At 64.2% G+C, this 16,994-nt stretch carries 12 protein-coding genes and 1 other annotated feature; all 12 genes read left to right on the forward strand.

The features are described 5' to 3' along the window. Positions 1-176: 176 nt before the first annotated feature. Positions 177-503 (reverse strand) — a sequence feature (23S ribosomal RNA rRNA prediction is too short). Between the two features lie 24 nt (positions 504-527). Next, on the forward strand, positions 528-2,003 hold the full coding sequence (locus DESTE_RS09895) for a lipopolysaccharide biosynthesis protein (protein WP_245590801.1): 1,476 nt from the start codon (positions 528-530) through the stop codon (positions 2,001-2,003). 73 nt (positions 2,004-2,076) lie between these two features. Further along, the gene (locus tag DESTE_RS17635; protein WP_084559423.1) at positions 2,077-3,306 is read left to right on the forward strand and encodes an HD domain-containing protein; all 1,230 of its coding nucleotides are present in this window, start codon (positions 2,077-2,079) and stop codon (positions 3,304-3,306) included. Between the two features lie 106 nt (positions 3,307-3,412). After that, positions 3,413-3,943 carry a hypothetical protein gene (locus DESTE_RS17985; RefSeq protein WP_156925320.1) on the forward strand — a complete coding sequence of 177 codons (531 nt, stop codon included), beginning with the start codon at positions 3,413-3,415 and terminating at the stop codon, positions 3,941-3,943. Between the two features lie 327 nt (positions 3,944-4,270). Further along, complete coding sequence (locus tag DESTE_RS09900; RefSeq protein WP_035067315.1) at positions 4,271-5,050, forward strand: HpcH/HpaI aldolase family protein; 780 nt, start codon at positions 4,271-4,273, stop codon at positions 5,048-5,050. A gap of 171 nt (positions 5,051-5,221) precedes the next feature. After that, positions 5,222-6,136, forward strand: a complete 915-nt coding sequence (locus DESTE_RS09905) for an NAD-dependent epimerase/dehydratase family protein (RefSeq protein ID WP_035067317.1) — start codon at positions 5,222-5,224, stop codon at positions 6,134-6,136. Positions 6,137-6,728: 592 nt separating this feature from the next. Continuing rightward, complete coding sequence (locus DESTE_RS09910) at positions 6,729-7,499, forward strand: 3-deoxy-manno-octulosonate cytidylyltransferase (RefSeq protein WP_035067319.1); 771 nt, start codon at positions 6,729-6,731, stop codon at positions 7,497-7,499. Positions 7,500-7,509: 10 nt separating this feature from the next. Next, positions 7,510-8,112 (forward strand): acyltransferase, encoded by a 603-nt coding sequence (locus DESTE_RS09915; protein WP_035067320.1) that lies wholly within the window; start codon positions 7,510-7,512, stop codon positions 8,110-8,112. A 96-nt stretch (positions 8,113-8,208) separates the two neighbouring features. Beyond that, positions 8,209-9,114, forward strand: coding sequence for a phosphoglycerate dehydrogenase (locus DESTE_RS09920; RefSeq protein ID WP_035067321.1), 906 nt, complete (start codon positions 8,209-8,211; stop codon positions 9,112-9,114). Positions 9,115-9,231: 117 nt separating this feature from the next. After that, positions 9,232-9,873, forward strand: coding sequence for an HAD family hydrolase (locus DESTE_RS09925; protein ID WP_035067322.1), 642 nt, complete (start codon positions 9,232-9,234; stop codon positions 9,871-9,873). A 96-nt stretch (positions 9,874-9,969) separates the two neighbouring features. Continuing rightward, positions 9,970-12,003, forward strand: coding sequence for a TIGR04326 family surface carbohydrate biosynthesis protein (locus DESTE_RS09930; protein ID WP_035067323.1), 2,034 nt, complete (start codon positions 9,970-9,972; stop codon positions 12,001-12,003). A gap of 146 nt (positions 12,004-12,149) precedes the next feature. Next, positions 12,150-13,466: a DegT/DnrJ/EryC1/StrS family aminotransferase gene (locus DESTE_RS09935; protein WP_035067324.1), complete on the forward strand. Its 1,317-nt coding sequence runs from the start codon at positions 12,150-12,152 to the stop codon at positions 13,464-13,466. 111 nt (positions 13,467-13,577) lie between these two features. Then, complete coding sequence (locus DESTE_RS09940; RefSeq protein ID WP_051384416.1) at positions 13,578-16,721, forward strand: EAL domain-containing protein; 3,144 nt, start codon at positions 13,578-13,580, stop codon at positions 16,719-16,721. Positions 16,722-16,994 lie beyond the last annotated feature (273 nt).

The following is a 16,994-nucleotide window of genomic DNA, read 5'->3' on the forward strand; positions in this document are numbered from 1 at the left end:
TCAGTTTTATTGTTGGATAGTACAGGAATATTAACCTGTTTCCCTTTTGACGTACTCGAATTACGGTACGTCTTAGGACCGACTAACCCTCGGCTGACGAACATTGCCGAGGAAACCTGGCCCCTTCGGTGGTCAGGATTCTCACCTGACTTTGCTGTTACTATTGCCAGGATTTTCGTTTCCGCACGGTCCACAGGACTTCACAGCCCTGCTTCTACCCGAGCGCAACGCCTTCATACTAGATCACCNTGCGGTGCTCCGTGGTATCGGTAGTCGACTTGAGCCCCGTCCATTTTCGGGGCCCCAAACCTCGACTGGTGGGCTGTTACGCACTCTTTAAAGGATAGCTGCTTCTAAGCTAACCTTCCAGCTGTCTGGGGCTTGGGACACCCTTTAGTATTAACACTTAGTCGACATTTGGGGACCTTAACCACGGGCTGGGTTGTCCCGGTCTCTTCTTCCCCCACAGGATATCCATGACCCAACAAACCCTTGCCAAACGATACGCGTTCAAGCTGCTGGCGAACGTGGCATCCATCCCGGTGTACCTGACCATGGAGGCGGTACTGCCGCGCGCCCTGGGCCCCACGGGGTACGGCAACTACAGCTTTGCCACGAACATGTTCCAGCAGTTCGCGGGGTTCCTGGACATGGGCACCTCCACCTGCTTCTACAACGCGTTGTCGCGGCGACAGCAGGAATTCGGGCTGGTGTCGTTCTACGTGCGGGTGGCGGCGCTGGTGCTGGCCATCACCATGCTGTTCTCGCTGTCGGCGTTCGTGCCGGGCCTTGGGCAATGGCTGCTGCCGGACGTGCCCGCGTGGATCGTGCCGTTGGCGGCCCTGTGGGCGTTTCTGACGTGGTGGGGCCGGGTGCTGCGATCCATGAACGACGCGCTGGGGGTGACGGTATCCAGCGAGATTTCGCGCACGGTGCTGAACCTGGTCAGCGTGGGAGCGCTGCTGGCGCTGTTCCTGCTGGGCTGGCTGAACATGGGCACCCTGTTCGCGCATCAGTACGTGATGCTGATCGCGCTGGCGGTGGGCTATGCCATGGTGCTGCGCGGGTGCTGGCCCACGGTGACCTTCCGCATGCCGAAGGACGAACGGCGGGCCTACACACGAGAATTCGCGGACTACAGCACGCCGCTGTTCGTACAGGCGCTGGCGTCCACAGTGTTTCTGGTGGCGGAACGCTGGCTGCTGCAAACCTTCAACGGCAGCGCGCAGCAGGGGTTCTTTGCCCTGTCGCAAAAGGTGGGCATGGCCTGCTTCCTGTTCGTATCGGCCATGACGCCGCTGGTCATGCGCGAGTTGTCCATTGCCTGGGGCAAGGGCGACCGGACGGAAATGGGCAGGCTGATGGACCGCTTTGCGCCGCTGCTGTTCACCGTGGCGGGCTATTTTTCGTGCTTCACGGCCATGGAGGCCCCGGCGGTGGTGCGCATCTTCGGCGGGGCGGACTACGCGGCGGCCATCCTGCCGGTGCAGATCATGGCCCTGTACCCGGTGCACCAGGCCTACGGGCAGCTTGCCGGGTCAGTGTTCTACGCCACGGGCCGCACCCGCACCATGCGCAACATGGCGGTGACGGAATACATACTGGGCTTCGGCCTGTCGTGGCTGCTGCTGGCACCGGCGGACAAGTTCGGCTTCGGCCTTGGTGCCATGGGCCTTGCGGTAAAGACGGTGCTGGTCCAGTTCCTGTCGGTCAATTTCATGCTGTGGATGAGTTCGCGGATCATCCCGCTGAACTACCTGCGCAACGTGGCGCATCAGGCGCTGTGCCTGGCCTTTCTGGGCGGTGCGGCGTGGGCCTGCCGCAGCCTGACCATTGCCACGGGGCTGGGGGATGCGCAGGACATCGTGCGCTTCTTCGTTTCCGGCGTGATCTATTCCGCACTGGTGGGCGGGGCGGTGCTGGCCGTGCCGCAACTGGTGGGCCTGACCAAGCAGGACCTGCGCGGGCTGGCCAAGCGGGCGCTGGGGCGGTTCAAGAGATAACGTAGTTTCCTTACTCCGAATAAAGCACTACACTGACCACACCTTTCTACATTTACCTATGTGAGATCTTCGTATGATAAAAACATCACACGAGTTCAGAGACCCCATCCACACATTTATTCTTTGCTCATCTCTGGAAAGGAAAGCTATTGACTCTCCTCCTGTCCAAAGATTGCGACATATAACCCAACTCGCTACAACTTATTTGGTTTATCCAGGAACGACTCACAAACGTTTTGAGCACTCTTTAGGAACAATGCATATTGCGTCTGAAATTTTTGATATTCTTACCAAAGATGAACACATTTCTCTTCTCCCCAATGAAACACTCCAATCCATGCCTGATTTACTCGATGACAAAGAATACTGGAGAAAAGTCCTACGCATGGCTGCCCTCCTTCATGATGTCGGGCATATGCCATTTTCCCATGGAGCAGAGGAATTGCTTCCCGATGGCTACAATCATGAAAGATTAACGTGGGATATTATTCACAGTGATCACCTATCGTCAATCTTTGACGATATGCACATCAAGCCTGTCCATGTTGCAAAAATTGCCATCGGGAAAAAGGAAGTTTCTGAATTCAGACCGGATGTAGAATTTACGACGTGGGAGAGCATCCTTTCAGAAATTGTCACAGGCGAAGTGTTTGGCGCGGACAGGATAGACTACCTCCTTCGAGATTCATACCACGCTGGAGTGCGGTATGGCTTTTTTGATTACAAACGCCTTATTAATTCATTAAGAATTCTCCAAGCACCACCAGAAGGCGAAGACGACGACGACCGCAGCTGGGCCCCAGCCATTGGAATTGAGCGAGGCGGCCTACACGTTGCCGCGTCCCTCCTGTGGGCAAGATATTCCATGTTTTCCCAAGTTTACTTCCACCACGTTCGCAGAGCGTATGATCTACATTTAAAAGAATTTATGCACGCCTTATTCCCCCAAGGCATTCCTGTAGAAATCAATGACTATCTAGCAATTGCCGACAACGAAATTCTTGTCGAACTGCGCAAAGCTGCGTATAATACTACCGCTACCGGACATGAGCCCGCAAAGCGGATTGAATCGCGCGGACACTTTCGTCTAGCGCACCAAGTCACTGCGGTCGAACTTAAGAAAAGCCCCGAAGCGCTTAAGCAAATCTACGAAAAACCGCCAAAAAATTCGGTGCAGATTTCGTTAGAATGGACCCAGGCCAAAAACGCTCAAATGACGTTGATTTTCCCGTTCTCATTGATGACGAGCGAAGCACTATTTCCGCGCGAGCAGAACTGCCATCCATACGCCCTCCAGACGTAAGGAATCCGTACATTTTCGTGGCCCCGGAGAAACTCCGTGACGCTAAGAAATGGCTGAGAGAAAATCACGACCACCTTGTTGAGCCGTGGCTGCCGGAGGGAACCGCATGAACCAGTACCATCGCTACGCAATAACCTTGCAGCTAGCAAACAACCTTCGAGACCATCATAGCTGGTGCGGCGAAACTCATCTTCAAAAGTCCATGTATTTCCTTGAAGCTCTCGCAAAAGTACCAACAGAGTTTGGATTTACACTATATAAACATGGGCCATACTCCTTTTCATTTCATGACCTGATCAGCGAAATGAAAGATATGGACTTAATTGAGCCAGAATGCACCCCCCCTTATGGGCCACGATATAAAACAACGGAACGTGGCAAGGCTTTTCTCAACAAGTTCTCCGCAGATATTGAGGGCTGGAAAGACCTCATCGCAAAGACAGCGAGATGCCTCGGCGACAAAAAAGTTCAGGACCTTGAAAAGGTTGGCACAGCTCTCTTAATCGATATTGAAAAAAAGACCGAAGACATAGAAAGCCGCGCTACAAGACTGAGCGAATTAAAGCCGCATGTCCCACTTGAAGAAGCACGACGAGCCACACTAGAATACGAAAAAATAAAACAGTGCTTCATATAGACTCCTCCAAAACAAAACAAGGCCAGCCCCAGCGCTGGCCTTTAATATTGCCTCATTAGGCCATATTGCACCCCGCATCATGCGCGGATATACTGCCACGGCCTGAAAAGCCCCCCTGCCAGGCCGCGTGGTGCGGTCACGCTCGGGGGCCACGGGACAACGGGCTACGGGGCGCGCCACCGGCCGCAACAGCAAGACCGGAACGCGACCTTACGCAACCTTGCCTAGCCTGGCCCGCGCGGTTTCCACATCATCGACGGACGCCACCGCGCCCGCCCCACACCATCCGGCGGCATTGCCGCCGCACCGCACGCGAACGCAACCATCATGATCACCGCACGCGACATTCGGGAAAAGATGCGCCGAGGCGAAGCCACCATCGGCACCTGGATGCAGATTCCTTCCACCGACGTGGCCGAAATCCTTGGCCGGTCCGGCTACGACTGGGTGGCCGTGGACCTGGAACACGCCGCCTTCACCCGCAGCCAGTTGCCCGACGCCTTCCGGGCCATCGAGCTTGGCGGGGCCGCGCCCTTTGCCCGCGTGGCCGAGGCGACCCTGACCGACATCAAGGCGGCGCTGGATTCCGGCGCACGGGGCCTGATCTTTCCCATGATCGAAACCCGCGAGCAACTGGACGCGGCCATCGGCTGGGCGCTGTACCCCCGCACCGACGGTCCTTCCGGCGTGCGCGGCGTGGGCTACTGCCGGGCCAACCTGTTCGGTCGCGAGTTCACGCCCTATGTGAACGAAACCGCCCGCGACACCCTGTTCGTGGCGCAGATCGAGCACATCCGCGCTGTGGACAACCTGGACGCCATCCTGTCCCACCCGCGCCTGGATGCCATCATGGTGGGGCCGTACGACCTTTCCGGCTCCATGGGGCTTACCGCGCAGTTCGACCACCCGGACTTTCTCGCCGCGCTGGACCGCATCGCCGCCGCCGCACGCGCCCACGACGTGCCCATGGGCCTGCACATCGTGCAGCCCGACACGGCGGACCTTGCGCGCCGCATCGGCGAGGGCTACCGATTCATCGCGTGGTGCATCGATGCGGTGTTTTTGTACCGCAATTGTACCTGTCCGCCTGCGGGCGGCGCGGCGTAGTCCGGCACATGACTTGTCCTTTCTCTGACTGAAAGACAGGACACTCCGGGCCACGGCCCGACGCACAACATCAGCAATCGAATCCATACGGCCCGCGCCGCGCCCCTGATGCGCAGCGGACCACCCCGCCCACGGGCGGCATGGGGCACAGCCCCGAAGGGATGCAGCACAATGAAGATCACCTTTTTCGGCGGGGCCGGGTTCCTCGGCTCCCACGTCTGCGACAAGCTTTCCGACGCCGGGCACGAGGTCACCATCGTGGACTTGCGGCTCTCGCCCTACCTGCGCAGCGACCAGCGCATGGTGGTCGGCAACGTCCTTGACGAGGCCGCCGTGGACGCCGCCGTGGCCGGTGCCGACGCAGTGTTCAACTTCGCGGGCATCGCCGACATCGGCGAAGCCAACCGCAAGCCCGTGGACACCGCGCGCATCAACGTGCTGGGCAACGTCATCCTGCTGGAAGCCTGCCGCAAGGCCAAGGTTGCCCGCTACGTGTTCGCCAGTTCGTTGTACGTGTACGGCAAGTCCGGCGGGTTCTACCGGTGCAGCAAGCAGTCGTGCGAACTGTACATCGAAAACTATCAGGCCATGCACGGGCTGGACTACACCATCCTGCGCTACGGCTCGCTGTACGGACCCCGCGCCGACCGCCGCAACGCCATCAACCGCTTCGTGGCAGAGGCGCTGGAAACCGGGGCCATCACCTACTACGGCAGCGCCACCGCCCTGCGTGAGTACATCCACGTAGAAGACGCCGCCCTGTGCACCGTGGAAGTGCTGCAACCGGAATACGCCAACGAGAACATCGTGCTCACCGGCAACCAGCCCATGCGCGTGGGCGACCTGTTCAAGATGATTGGCGAAATGCTGGGCAAGGACCTGAACGTGGTCTACCAGCACGACCCCAACAGCGGCCACTACCAGGTCACGCCCTATGCCTTCATGCCCAAGGTGGGCAAGAAACTGGTGCCCAACCTGACCACCGACCTCGGCCAGGGCGTGCTGCGCGTGATGGAAGAAGTGCACCGCGAACTGCACCCCGACATGCACGACGTGGGCGGCTACCTGCTGCCCCGCGAAGAGTAGGGCACGGACAGGAAGATTTTGGGGAAAAGAACTTTCGGGGAGGGGACCTTTTGCGGCAGCCGTTAGGTAAGCGCGAAGCGCGAACCTTACGGATGGCGACCGCAACGCGTAAAAAGGTCTCCCTCCCCGAACCCCGCGTTGCTGTCCTCATCCGTAATGCTCGAAGACTCGCATAACGGCTGAGGCTCCCCCCAAAATTTTTCATTAGGCCAGACACAGAGCAGATTGCCTGCACGCCGCTACATAACGCGTATTCTGTCTCCGGTTTTCCGCCTTTCTCCAGTGCCTTTCTTCCTTATACCCCGCAGCGGTCTTCCGCTGCGGGAGGCTGGTGCGGGGACGATGCAAGGAATTACGAGTTTCGTCGCCGGGCAAGGCGGCTTGGCATTTTTGAGCGGAGCATACTCCTGTATGTGAGCATCAAAAATACCAAGCCAACGCCGCCCGACGGCGAAAGACGGATTCTGCAAGCAGCGTATCCGCAGTACCCTGAGCGCCACTCCACCAACACAACAGGCCGGGCCTTTCCCCCGCCTTTACACCGACCCCAACCCGACATTTCCCGGCGCACCGCGCCGCCAAAGGAGCAGCCATGAACATCGTCGCCATCATCCCCGCCCGCATGGGCTCCAGCCGCTTTCCGGGCAAGCCCATGGCCGACATCCACGGCGTGCCCATGGTGGGCCACGTCACCATCCGCACGGCCATGAGCCCCACCCTGTCCGCCACCTACGTGGCCACCTGCGACCAGGAAATCTACGACTACGCCGAAGGCGCGGGCCTTAAGGCCGTCATGACCGGCGACCACCACGTGCGCTGCACCACCCGAACCGCCGAAGCCCTGCTGAAGATCGAGGCCGCCACCGGCAAGCGCGTGGACATCGTGGTCATGGTGCAGGGCGACGAGCCCATGGTCACCCCCGACATGATCGACGCCGCCATCGCCCCCATGCTGGCCGACCCCGCCATCAACGTCACCAACCTGATGGCCCGCATGGAAACCGTGGAAGAATTCGGAGACCCCAACGAAGTCAAGGTAGTGGTGGACCTGAATTCCGACGCCCTGTACTTCTCGCGCGAGGCGGTGCCTTCGCGCAAGAAGGGCGTCACCGACGTGCCCATGCAGAAGCAGGTGTGCATCATTCCCTTCCGCCGCGACTACCTGCTGAAGTTCAACGACATGCAGGAAACCCCGCTGGAAATCATCGAATCCGTGGACATGATGCGCATCCTCGAACACGGCGAAAAGGTCCGCATGGTGCCCACGGACAAGCGCACCCTCAGCGTGGACACCCCCGAAGACCTCGCCCGCGTGGTGGACATGATGGCCGAGGACACCCTGCGCCTCGTCTACACGAAGTAACGGAGCCCCCATGCGCGCACGCCTTGCCGCCATTGCCGAGGAACTCTGGCTGTTCCTGTTCGCGTGGATACCCACCGTCATCGGGGTGGGCGCGCGTCTTGTCGCGTGGCGGCCACTGTTCCGACACTGCGGTCGGGCACGCTTCGGCCAGTCGCTGACCATGCAGGGTTGCCGCAACATCTCGCTGGCCGACGGCGTGCGCATCGGCAAGGGCTGCCACCTGTACGCCCGCACCGGCGCGCTGGAGATGGGCGAAAGCGCGGCCCTGAACATCAACGTGGTGGTGGACGCCGACGGCGGGCACATCCGCATGGGCGCCCACGTCACGGTGGGTCCCGGCACGGTCATCCGCGCGGCCAACCACAATTTCGACCGCACCGACGTGCCCATCATGTTCCAGGGCCACGAGTACGGCGAGGTGACCATAGAGGACGACGTGTGGATTGCGGCCAACTGCACCATCACCCCCGGCGTGCATATCGGACGCGGGGCGGTGGTGGGGGCCGGGGCCGTGGTGACGAAAGACGTGGAGCCGTACATCGTGGTGGGCGGCGTGCCCGCAAGGCCGCTGCGCAAGCGCGGCGCGCACACTGCCGCCCCGCAGGATGCCTAGCCGCACGCGCGGGGCGACAACCGGAACGCAACGACACGCGCGACATACCGCGCGACATGCCGAGGGGCCATGCCCCAACGCGAAGGATAACGAATCATGAAGGTAGCCATCACCACCTCGTCGTTCGCCAAGTTCAGCGACGAACCGCTGCGCCTGCTGCGCGAAGCGGGCATGGAATACGTGCAGAACCCCACGGGCCGCGCCATCACCGAAGACGAGGCCATCGAACTGTTGCAGGGCTGCATCGGCGTGGCCGCGGGCACAGAACCGCTGACCCGCCGGGTGATGCAGGCCCTGCCGGAACTGAAGGTCATCTCGCGCTGCGGCACCGGCATGGACAGCGTGGACCGCGCTGCTGCCGCCGAGATGGGCATTGCCGTGCGCAACACGCCCGACGCGCCCACCCAGGCCGTGGCCGAGCTGACCCTGGGCTACGCCCTGGACCTGATGCGCCTTGTCAGCCGCATGGACCGCGAACTGCGCGCGGGCACGTGGAAGAAGCGCATGGGCAATCTGCTGGCGGGCAAGAAGGTGGGGCTGATCGGCTTTGGCCGCATTGGCCGGGCCACGGGCACGCTGTTCGAGGCCTTCGGCTGCGAGGTGGCCTTTGCCGACCCGTTCGCCGAAAGCGACACCAACGCCAAGATGGAACTGGACGCCCTGCTGACCTGGGCGGACATCGTCTCGCTGCACTGCTCGAAGCCGGAAGGCGGCGGGTACATCCTGGACGAACGCCGCCTTGGCCTGATGCGCCCCGGCACGTGGGTCATCAACGCAGCGCGCGGCGGGCTCATCGACGAGGGAGCCCTGCACGCGCTGCTGGCTTCCGGGCATCTGGCCGGGGCCGCGCTGGACGTGTTCGTCAAGGAACCCTACGAAGGCCCCCTGCGCGACCTGCCCAACGTCATCCTGACCCCGCACGTGGGCTCGTACGCCGTGGAAGCCCGCGTGAAGATGGAAACCGACACCATCCGCAACCTGCTGGACGCTCTGCCCAGATAGACGCGGCCAGCGGTGGCTGATGGCAGCCCGTCACGCGACCACACCCCCTTTCGATGTCCGCCCCGCCCTTCGTGCGCGCCATGCGTGCGGACGGGGCGGCCATCCCCAAGGAGTACCATGCCCCTTTCCTGCATCGTCTTCGACTGCGACGGCGTCATTCTGGAAAGCGTCAACGTGAAGACCGAAGCCTTCGCCCGCGTAGCCGAACCCTTCGGCGCGGACGCCCGCGACCGTCTCGTGGCCTACCACATGGAACACGGCGGCGTGAGCCGCTACAAGAAGTTCGAGTGGCTGTACCGCGAAGTGCTGGGCCGCGAAATCACCTCGGACGAAATGGACGAGCTGGGCCGCAAGTACGCGGACTACGCCTTCGAGGGCGTGCTGAACGCCCCCATGGTGCCCGGTGCGCACGACGTGATCACCGCGTGGCATGGCCGCGTGCCCATGTACGTGTGCTCCGGCGCCCCGCACGAGGAACTGGTGCACATCCTGACCGAGCGCGGGCTGGCCGGATACTTCGAGGCCATCTACGGTTCCCCGCCCGGCAAGACCGACGTGCTGCGCCGCGCCGTGGAAAAGGCCGCCGTACCCCCGGCGGAAGTGGTGATGATCGGCGACGCCAAGACCGACATGACCGCCGCCGAGGCCGTGGGCACCCTGTTCTATGGCCGGGGCGAAGCCTTTGCCGCCACCCCGCACCCGTGGGGGCATGACCTGACCGGCCTCAATGCGTGGCTGGAAGGTATCGCCAGGGACTAAGGACACCGCTTCCGCCCAACCGAATCACCGCAAAGCCGCACGCCGCACCGGCGCGGCTCCCCGCGCCTTTCGCACCACCGCCGCAAAGGAGCCTTCGTGACCACCTTCATCCTGCTGGATGGACCAGACGCCCTGCCCCGCCCGCAACCGGCATCCGACGGCCTGCCCCCGGTGGTTGCCCACTGGGCCAGGCGCAACGTGCCGCACGGGCATCTTTCGGTGCCCGCACTGGTGGAGACGCATTTCACGGACATCCGGCGCGAGTACATCACCTGGGCGCACGAGGCCGGGCTGACCCGCCCCGCCCGCTCCACGCGCAATCTGCGGGAACTGCTGGCCGTGGGCGACACCTTCTCGCACTGGTGGTTCACCACGCTGGCCGAAAAGCATCCCAAGATCTGCCGCAACCTGTACGAAGTGACCAAGCTGCGCGCGCTGGAACTGGCCATGGAGGACGCCCGCGCCGACCATGTCTGCCTGTTCACCGACGACACGGTACTGGCGGGCATCCTGCTGCGCTTCTGTGCGGTCACGGGCCGCCGGTTCGAACTGCATCCCGCCAAGGCGCAAGCCGGAAACGACCCGGGCACGGACACGCACGCCGCCGCCCCCCGCTCGGTCAAACAGCGTCTGGCCGCCCTGTACTACCGCCTGCCCGCCCCGGTGCAGGCCGTGGCGCGCCTTGGCGCGTGGCTGCTGCGCGAAAAGCGCCTGCTGCCCGCCGCGCCCGAAGCCACGGGCAAGGCCAGCCTGCCCGCGCACCCGCGCCCCGGCACCGTGGCCACCTATTTCCCCAACATCGACGTGCAGGCCGCCAAACAGGGCCGCCTGCGCTCGCGCTACTGGGAAAACCTGCATGACGCGCTGGACCCGCAGCAGGGCGGCGTGCATGGCGTGACCTGGCTGTTCATCTTTGAACCCACGCCGCACTATTCGCTGGCCGACGCCATCCGCCTGCGCGATGAATTCCGCGCCCGCAGGCAGGACGGCATCGCCTTCCACTTCATCGAGGAATTCCTGACCCCGGCCACCATCGCCCGCGAAGTGCTGCACTACTGCCGCATGGCCTTCCGCTCTGCGCGCCTGACCCGCCACATGGCCGGGCAGTGCCGCCTGCCCGGTTCGCGCATGGATTTCTGGCCGTACATGGAACGCAACTGGGCGGAATCCACGCGCGGCTGGCTGGGCCTGCAACGCCGCCTGATGCGCGCGGCCTTCCGCCGGTACGCGGCGGTCTGCGCGCCGCAGGAATGGACCATCTTTCCCATGGAAAACCACCCCTGGGAAAAGTCCCTTGCCCACGCCATGCACGAGGCGCGGCGCGGCCCGGTGTACGGCACCCAGCATTCCACGGTGCGCCCCACCGACCTGCGCTACTACGAAGACGCCCGCGCCTTCACCGAGCCGGACGCCGCCGCCACCCTGCCGGACCTCTTGTGCTGCAACGGCCAGGGCGCCCTGGGGCACATGCGCGACGCGGGCATGCCCGACGAACGGCTGGGCGAAATCGAGGCGCTACGCTACCTGTACCTTGCCGATGCGGCTATCGCCCCCGCCGCTTCCGCCACCGCTTCCGTCACCGACCCCACCGATCCCACTGATCCCACTGATCCCACTGATCCCACTGATCTGGGCGACACCCCCGGCAAGCCAACCCTGCTCATCGTCACCAGCTTCTTCATCGACGAGACGGACAACCAGCTCGACGTGCTGGCCGAGGCCGCGCGGGCAGGCACGCTGGACGGGTACGACGTGGTGGTCAAGCCGCATCCCAACCTGCCCGTGGAAGGCCGCCTTGCCGCGCGCTTTCCTTCCGGCGGCGCGCCCCGCGTGGTGAACACCCCCGTGGCCCAGCTGCTTGTTCCCGGCACCATCGTATGGGCGGCCAATTCCACCACCGTGGCGCTGGAAGCCGCCTACCAGCGGCTGCCCCTCATCGTGCAGACCGCCGCCAACGACTTCAACATGTGCCCGCTGCTGGGCGTGCCCGGCACCGCCTTCGTGGCCACCGCCGACGATCTCGCCGCTGCCCTTGCCCAGCCCGCACCGCCCGACCTGCCGCCCGGCTTCCTGGCTCTGGATCGCGGGTTGCCCCGCTGGCGGCAGTTGCTGGGGATAACCGGGAAATAGGATTCGCGGGGGAAGGGGCGCTTTGCGGCAGCCGTTAGACGAGCGCAACGCGCGAGTCTTACGGATGGCGACCGCAACGCGTAAAAGCGCCCCTTCCCCGATTGCCGCTTGCCCTCCCCATTCTCCCCTCCCCAAGGAGTCGACACATGCTGACCGCCATCATCCGCAAGCTGAAGGAACTGACCCGCATGCTGGGCACGCGGCCCTACTACGGGTTCGTGACCGGGCACGGCTACCTGACGGACGCGCAGGTTTCCGAGGTGCGGCGGGTGCTGGAATCGCCCGCGCAGGCGACGGAGACGGTGGCGGAGTACGAGCGGCGCTTTGCGGCGCTGGTGGGCGACGGACGCGGCCTGGCCACGGCGGGCGGGCGCATGGCCCTGTTTGCCACGTTGCGCGCGCTGGGCGTGGGCGCCGGGCACGAGGTGATCCTGCCCGCGTTCACCTGCTCCGTGGTGGCCAGCGCGGTGCTGCGCACGGGCGCAACCCCGGTGTTCACCAACGTGGACCCGGCCACCTTCGGCACAGACCCGGACGCAGTGGCCAAGGCCATCACCCCCAGGACGCGGGCCATCATCGCGCAGCACAGCTTCGGCATTCCCTGCCGGGTGGGCGAACTGCGCACCCTGGCCGACGGCTGCGGGGCGGCGCTGATCGAAGACTGCGCGCTGACCGTGGGCTCCACGCGCGACGGCGTGGCCGTGGGCAATACCGGAGACGCGGCGTTCTTTTCCACGGACCACTCCAAGCCCATGAACACGGTGGTGGGCGGGTTCTTCTACACCCGCGATGCGGGCCTGTACGACGCGGTGGCTGCCCAGTTGAACGATGCGCCTACCCTGCCGGAAGCCCAGCAGCGGCGGCTGTTCGGCCAGTTCCTGCTGGAGCGGCGGCTGGCCCGGCCCGCCAGCTACGGCCTGTATCAGCTGGCCATGCTGGGCAAGGCGGTGCTGCGGCGGCTGTCGGACCCGGGCATGACCTTCCTGGACGACGACTATGTGGTGGAGCGCACGGGGGCATATGCCTACCCGGCCCGCCTGCCCGCCGTACTGGCGCGCATCGGGCTGTTCGAACTGGACCGCTGGCCCGCCGAGGCCGCCCGGCGCGAGGCGCTGCTGCAACGCTACCTCACCGCGGCCTACGGCACGCCGCTGGCCGCGCACCTGCCCGTTGCCTATGCCGACCCCGCGCTACGCATCGTCGCCCACCGGCTGGCCTTCACCCATCCCCGTGCCGATGCCCTGAAAACGCTGATGGACCAACGCGTGCATACCGCATGGACGTGGTTCATGGACCCCATCGTGGGGGCGCGGGCAGGGCTGGCCTCTCTGGGCTATGCCGCAGGAGCCTGCCCGGTGTCCGAAAAGGTGGGCACGCAGGTCCTGAACTGGCCGTGCGTGGTGGAACAAGGCGCGGAAGGCCCGTTGCTGGAATTCTTCGCGCAGGTGGCCCGACAGGCATAGGGGGCCGCCCCGGCCTTGCGATTGACCTGATTCGTCGCTTGCATCATTCTTGCGCATAAATTTGGCCGCAAGACATAGACGGTGACAATGACTCCGGATATCCCTGAACACATGCCCATAGCAGTGCCGCAGGATGACCACGGCGGCGCATTCGGCCCCCGACGCAGCCTGCGCGGTGGGGCGGCCTTTGGCCTTACGGCCATTTTCTGTGCTCTCGGCCTGATATGCGTGCTGGCCACGGGAACGCTGGTGGTCGACAGGCTGGACGCCTTCGAGCACGAACTGGCCGCCGCCAACGTGCGCCGCGCCGTCAACGCACTGCAAGGCGATGTGCTCAGGCTGGATGCGCTGCTCAAGGACTGGGCCTGGTGGGATGATTCCTATCAGTTCATGGTCGACGGCAACCCTTCCTACATCGAAAGCAACATCACCCCCGAAGTCTTCCGCGACCAGCATCTGGACGCCATCGTGCACGTTTCCGGCAACGGCACGATCTTCCATTCCAGCGCGCCGAATATCGTCAGCGGCGGCGTGGAGCGCGCCGACCCCGCCCTTCTCGAATTCATGGGGCGCCTCAGCACATCCATGCCCCATACGGGGCCGCACGACGGCATCTACGGGCTGGTGCGCATCGGCGACGCCATCTGGATGACCGCATGCCGCCCGGTGCTCGATTCCCTGCAAAGCCAGCCCGCGCGCGGCTGGATGTGGATGGCCCGTCTGGTCGATGTGCCCTACCAGAGGGAGCTGGCCCGGAACACGGAATTGCAGCTCGCCATCGTTCCGGCGCTTGCCGCCGATCTGCCCCCCACCCTGCAGGAACTTGCCGTTGCCCCCGCTGACGCCCCCATGTCGGGCACGCCCGTGGCGGAACGTCCCCTCGTGGGTGTGGCCTCGCGCACCATCTGGAGCGGGGTGCTGCTGCCCGACCTGGACGGGGGCGCGCCTCTGGCCGTTACCGTCCAGGCCCCCCGCGCGCTGGGCGAGACCGCGCGCAACATCGTGCACAGCGGTCTGCTGGTGGTGCTGACGATCAGCATCCTTGCGCTGATCGCGGGCCTGCTCTTTCTTGACCGCCGCGTGCTGTCACGCCTTGCGGCGCTCAGCGCCCGGGTTGCCGCCAACGTGCCCGCCGCCAAGCTGGCGAACATGCCGCAAGGCGGCGACGAACTGGACAGGCTGGCGCTGGTCACTTCGTGGGCGTTCCAGTCCATCCGTGAAAACGAGCAGTTCCTGTCCGAGATGCTCGATGCCCTCAAGGTGGGCGTCATGCTGGTGGACCGCGAAACCCGCACCATCGTCAGCATCAACAGCCACGCCTGCACGCTGCTGGGCCGGGGTGCCGCAGAGGTGACTGGCAGGCGCTGCCACCAGTTCGTCTGCCCGGCAGAAGAAGGCGCATGCCCGGTGTGCGACCTGGGCCAGCCCATGGACCACGCCAAGCGCACCCTGCTGACCGCCACCGGCAATATGGACATCCTGAAGTCCGTGGTGCCCATCGCGCGCGAGGGCAAGGAATACCTGCTCGAAACCTTCATCGACATCAGCGACCTGGAACACACCCGGCGCATGCTGGAAGAATCGGAAGAGCAATACCGGGCCATGTTCCTGAACACCGGCACGCCCGCCATCCTCATCAACGAGGACACCACCGTGGCGCTGGCCAACCCGGAATTCCTGCGGCTTGTCCGCATGGGCCAGGCAGACCTTGACCGCCATCCGTCGTGGACCGGCTTCTTTCACGAGCACGACGTGCCCCGCATGCTGGGCTACCATGCCGACCGGCGCAGCGGCGTTGCCGCCCCGCGCGAGTACGAAAGCCGGTTGATCGACGCCGCCGGGGGGCTGCACCACGTGGCCATGACCGTGACCATGATTCCCCATACCCGCCAGTCGGTGGCCTTCATCCGCGACATCACGGACATGAAGCTGGCCGAAGCGCGGTTGCAGGAACTGGCCTTCACCGACTCGCTCACCGGTCTCGCCAACCGGCTGCGCGGGCTGGAAACCCTTGACGGCATGCTGGCCGATGCCCGCCATGCGGAGCAGCCGCTGGGCGTACTGCTGCTGGACCTGGATGACTTCAAGCTGGTCAACGACTCCATGGGACACGCCACGGGCGACGTGGTGCTGATGGAGGTGGGCAGGCGGCTGTCGGAGGTGCTGGGGTCCGACGAGAGGGTGGCGCGCCTTGGCGGCGACGAATTCATCATCATCACGGCCGCGCCTGGCGGGGCCGAGGCCCATGCGGAACTGGCGAAACGGCTCATCGCCGAATTCTCCCTGCCCTTCCGCGTGGCGCATTCCGAAGTGTACCTTGGCGTCAGCATAGGCATCGCCGCCTTTCCCGCCGATGGGGACACCGGCGGCCATCTGGTGCGCTGCGCCGACCTGGCCATGTACCGGGCCAAGGCGGCGGGCAAGAACACCTACCGGTTCTACACCCCGGAACTGACCCGGGCGGCCCAGCACCGCCTGGAGGTGGAGGCCGAATTGCGGCCCGCCATCGCGCTGGGGCACATCGTGCCCTACTACCAGCCGGTGGTGGACCTGAGCAGCGGGCGCATAGTGGGGGCCGAGGCGCTGGCGCGCTGGCGCAAACCGGACGGCACCCTGGTCTCGCCCGCCGATTTCATTCCCGTGGCCGAACAGACAGGCCTTGTCGCCAGCATAGACATGGCCGTGCTGTCGCAGGCCTGCCCGCAGACGCAGGCGTGGGCGGATGCGGGACTGGGCCGGTTGCGCGTGTCGTGCAACATTTCGGCGCGCCACCTGCAACGCGGCAACCTGCCCGGAGACATCCGCGCCGTTCTGGACGCCAGCAGGCTGCCCCCCGCGCAGCTGGCCCTGGAAATTACCGAAACCGTGTACATGGAAAACATCGACAAGGCCCGCACCATGCTGGATGCGGTAACGGAGCTTGGCGTGCGCATCCTGCTGGACGACTTCGGCACCGGGTATTCGTCGCTGTCCTACCTGCAGGCACTGTCGTTCGACGTCATCAAGATCGACAGGTCGTTCGTGAAGGATCTGCCCGATGCCTCGTCGCTGGCGCTGCTGCGGGCCATGCTGGGCATTGCCGCCGGCCTCGGTGTCACCTCGCTGGCCGAAGGCGTGGAAACCATGGAACAATACGTGCTGCTGAAATCGCTGGGCTGCGGCAGGGGACAAGGGTACCTGTTCTCCCCCCCCGTGCCTGCCGCGCGGTTCGAGGAACTGTTGCGCGAGCAGAAGGCAGGCAAACGGTATCCCTAGGGAGCCGCGTTGCACGGTCTGCCGAAAGCGCAGCCCCCGCCCCCCGTGAAAATCACGTGCCGCACCTATGGACAAGCGTCACGCGCAAGCGTATCTAGCACGCCACGTAGAAGGGCCGGAAATTCCGGCGGAAACGCGGCGCGCCAGTGTGCCGTTCCGACACCGGGCAGGCCCCGGAATGTCGGCCATCCATCCGCGCGCGGAACGGAGGTTCCGCACGTCATCATGACCCCACCGCACCCACTCCACACATCCCGGCCATCTGGCGTATCA

The sequence above is a fragment of the Nitratidesulfovibrio termitidis HI1 genome (genome assembly GCF_000504305.1).
GTDB classification, from domain to species: Bacteria; Desulfobacterota; Desulfovibrionia; order Desulfovibrionales; family Desulfovibrionaceae; genus Cupidesulfovibrio; species Cupidesulfovibrio termitidis.

Bases quoted from the DNA above. Each gene is read 5' to 3' on its own strand.
- DESTE_RS17635 (WP_084559423.1), top strand. From the start codon at position 2,077: ATGATAAAAACATCACACGAGTTCAGAGACCCCATCCACACATTTATT.
- DESTE_RS17985 (WP_156925320.1), top strand. From the start codon at position 3,413: ATGAACCAGTACCATCGCTACGCAATAACCTTGCAGCTAGCAAACAAC.
- DESTE_RS09900 (WP_035067315.1), top strand. From the start codon at position 4,271: ATGATCACCGCACGCGACATTCGGGAAAAGATGCGCCGAGGCGAAGCC.
- DESTE_RS09905 (WP_035067317.1), top strand. From the start codon at position 5,222: ATGAAGATCACCTTTTTCGGCGGGGCCGGGTTCCTCGGCTCCCACGTC.
- DESTE_RS09910 (WP_035067319.1), top strand. From the start codon at position 6,729: ATGAACATCGTCGCCATCATCCCCGCCCGCATGGGCTCCAGCCGCTTT.
- DESTE_RS09915 (WP_035067320.1), top strand. From the start codon at position 7,510: ATGCGCGCACGCCTTGCCGCCATTGCCGAGGAACTCTGGCTGTTCCTG.
- DESTE_RS09920 (WP_035067321.1), top strand. From the start codon at position 8,209: ATGAAGGTAGCCATCACCACCTCGTCGTTCGCCAAGTTCAGCGACGAA.
- DESTE_RS09925 (WP_035067322.1), top strand. From the start codon at position 9,232: ATGCCCCTTTCCTGCATCGTCTTCGACTGCGACGGCGTCATTCTGGAA.
- DESTE_RS09935 (WP_035067324.1), top strand. From the start codon at position 12,150: ATGCTGACCGCCATCATCCGCAAGCTGAAGGAACTGACCCGCATGCTG.
- DESTE_RS09940 (WP_051384416.1), top strand. From the start codon at position 13,578: ATGCCCATAGCAGTGCCGCAGGATGACCACGGCGGCGCATTCGGCCCC.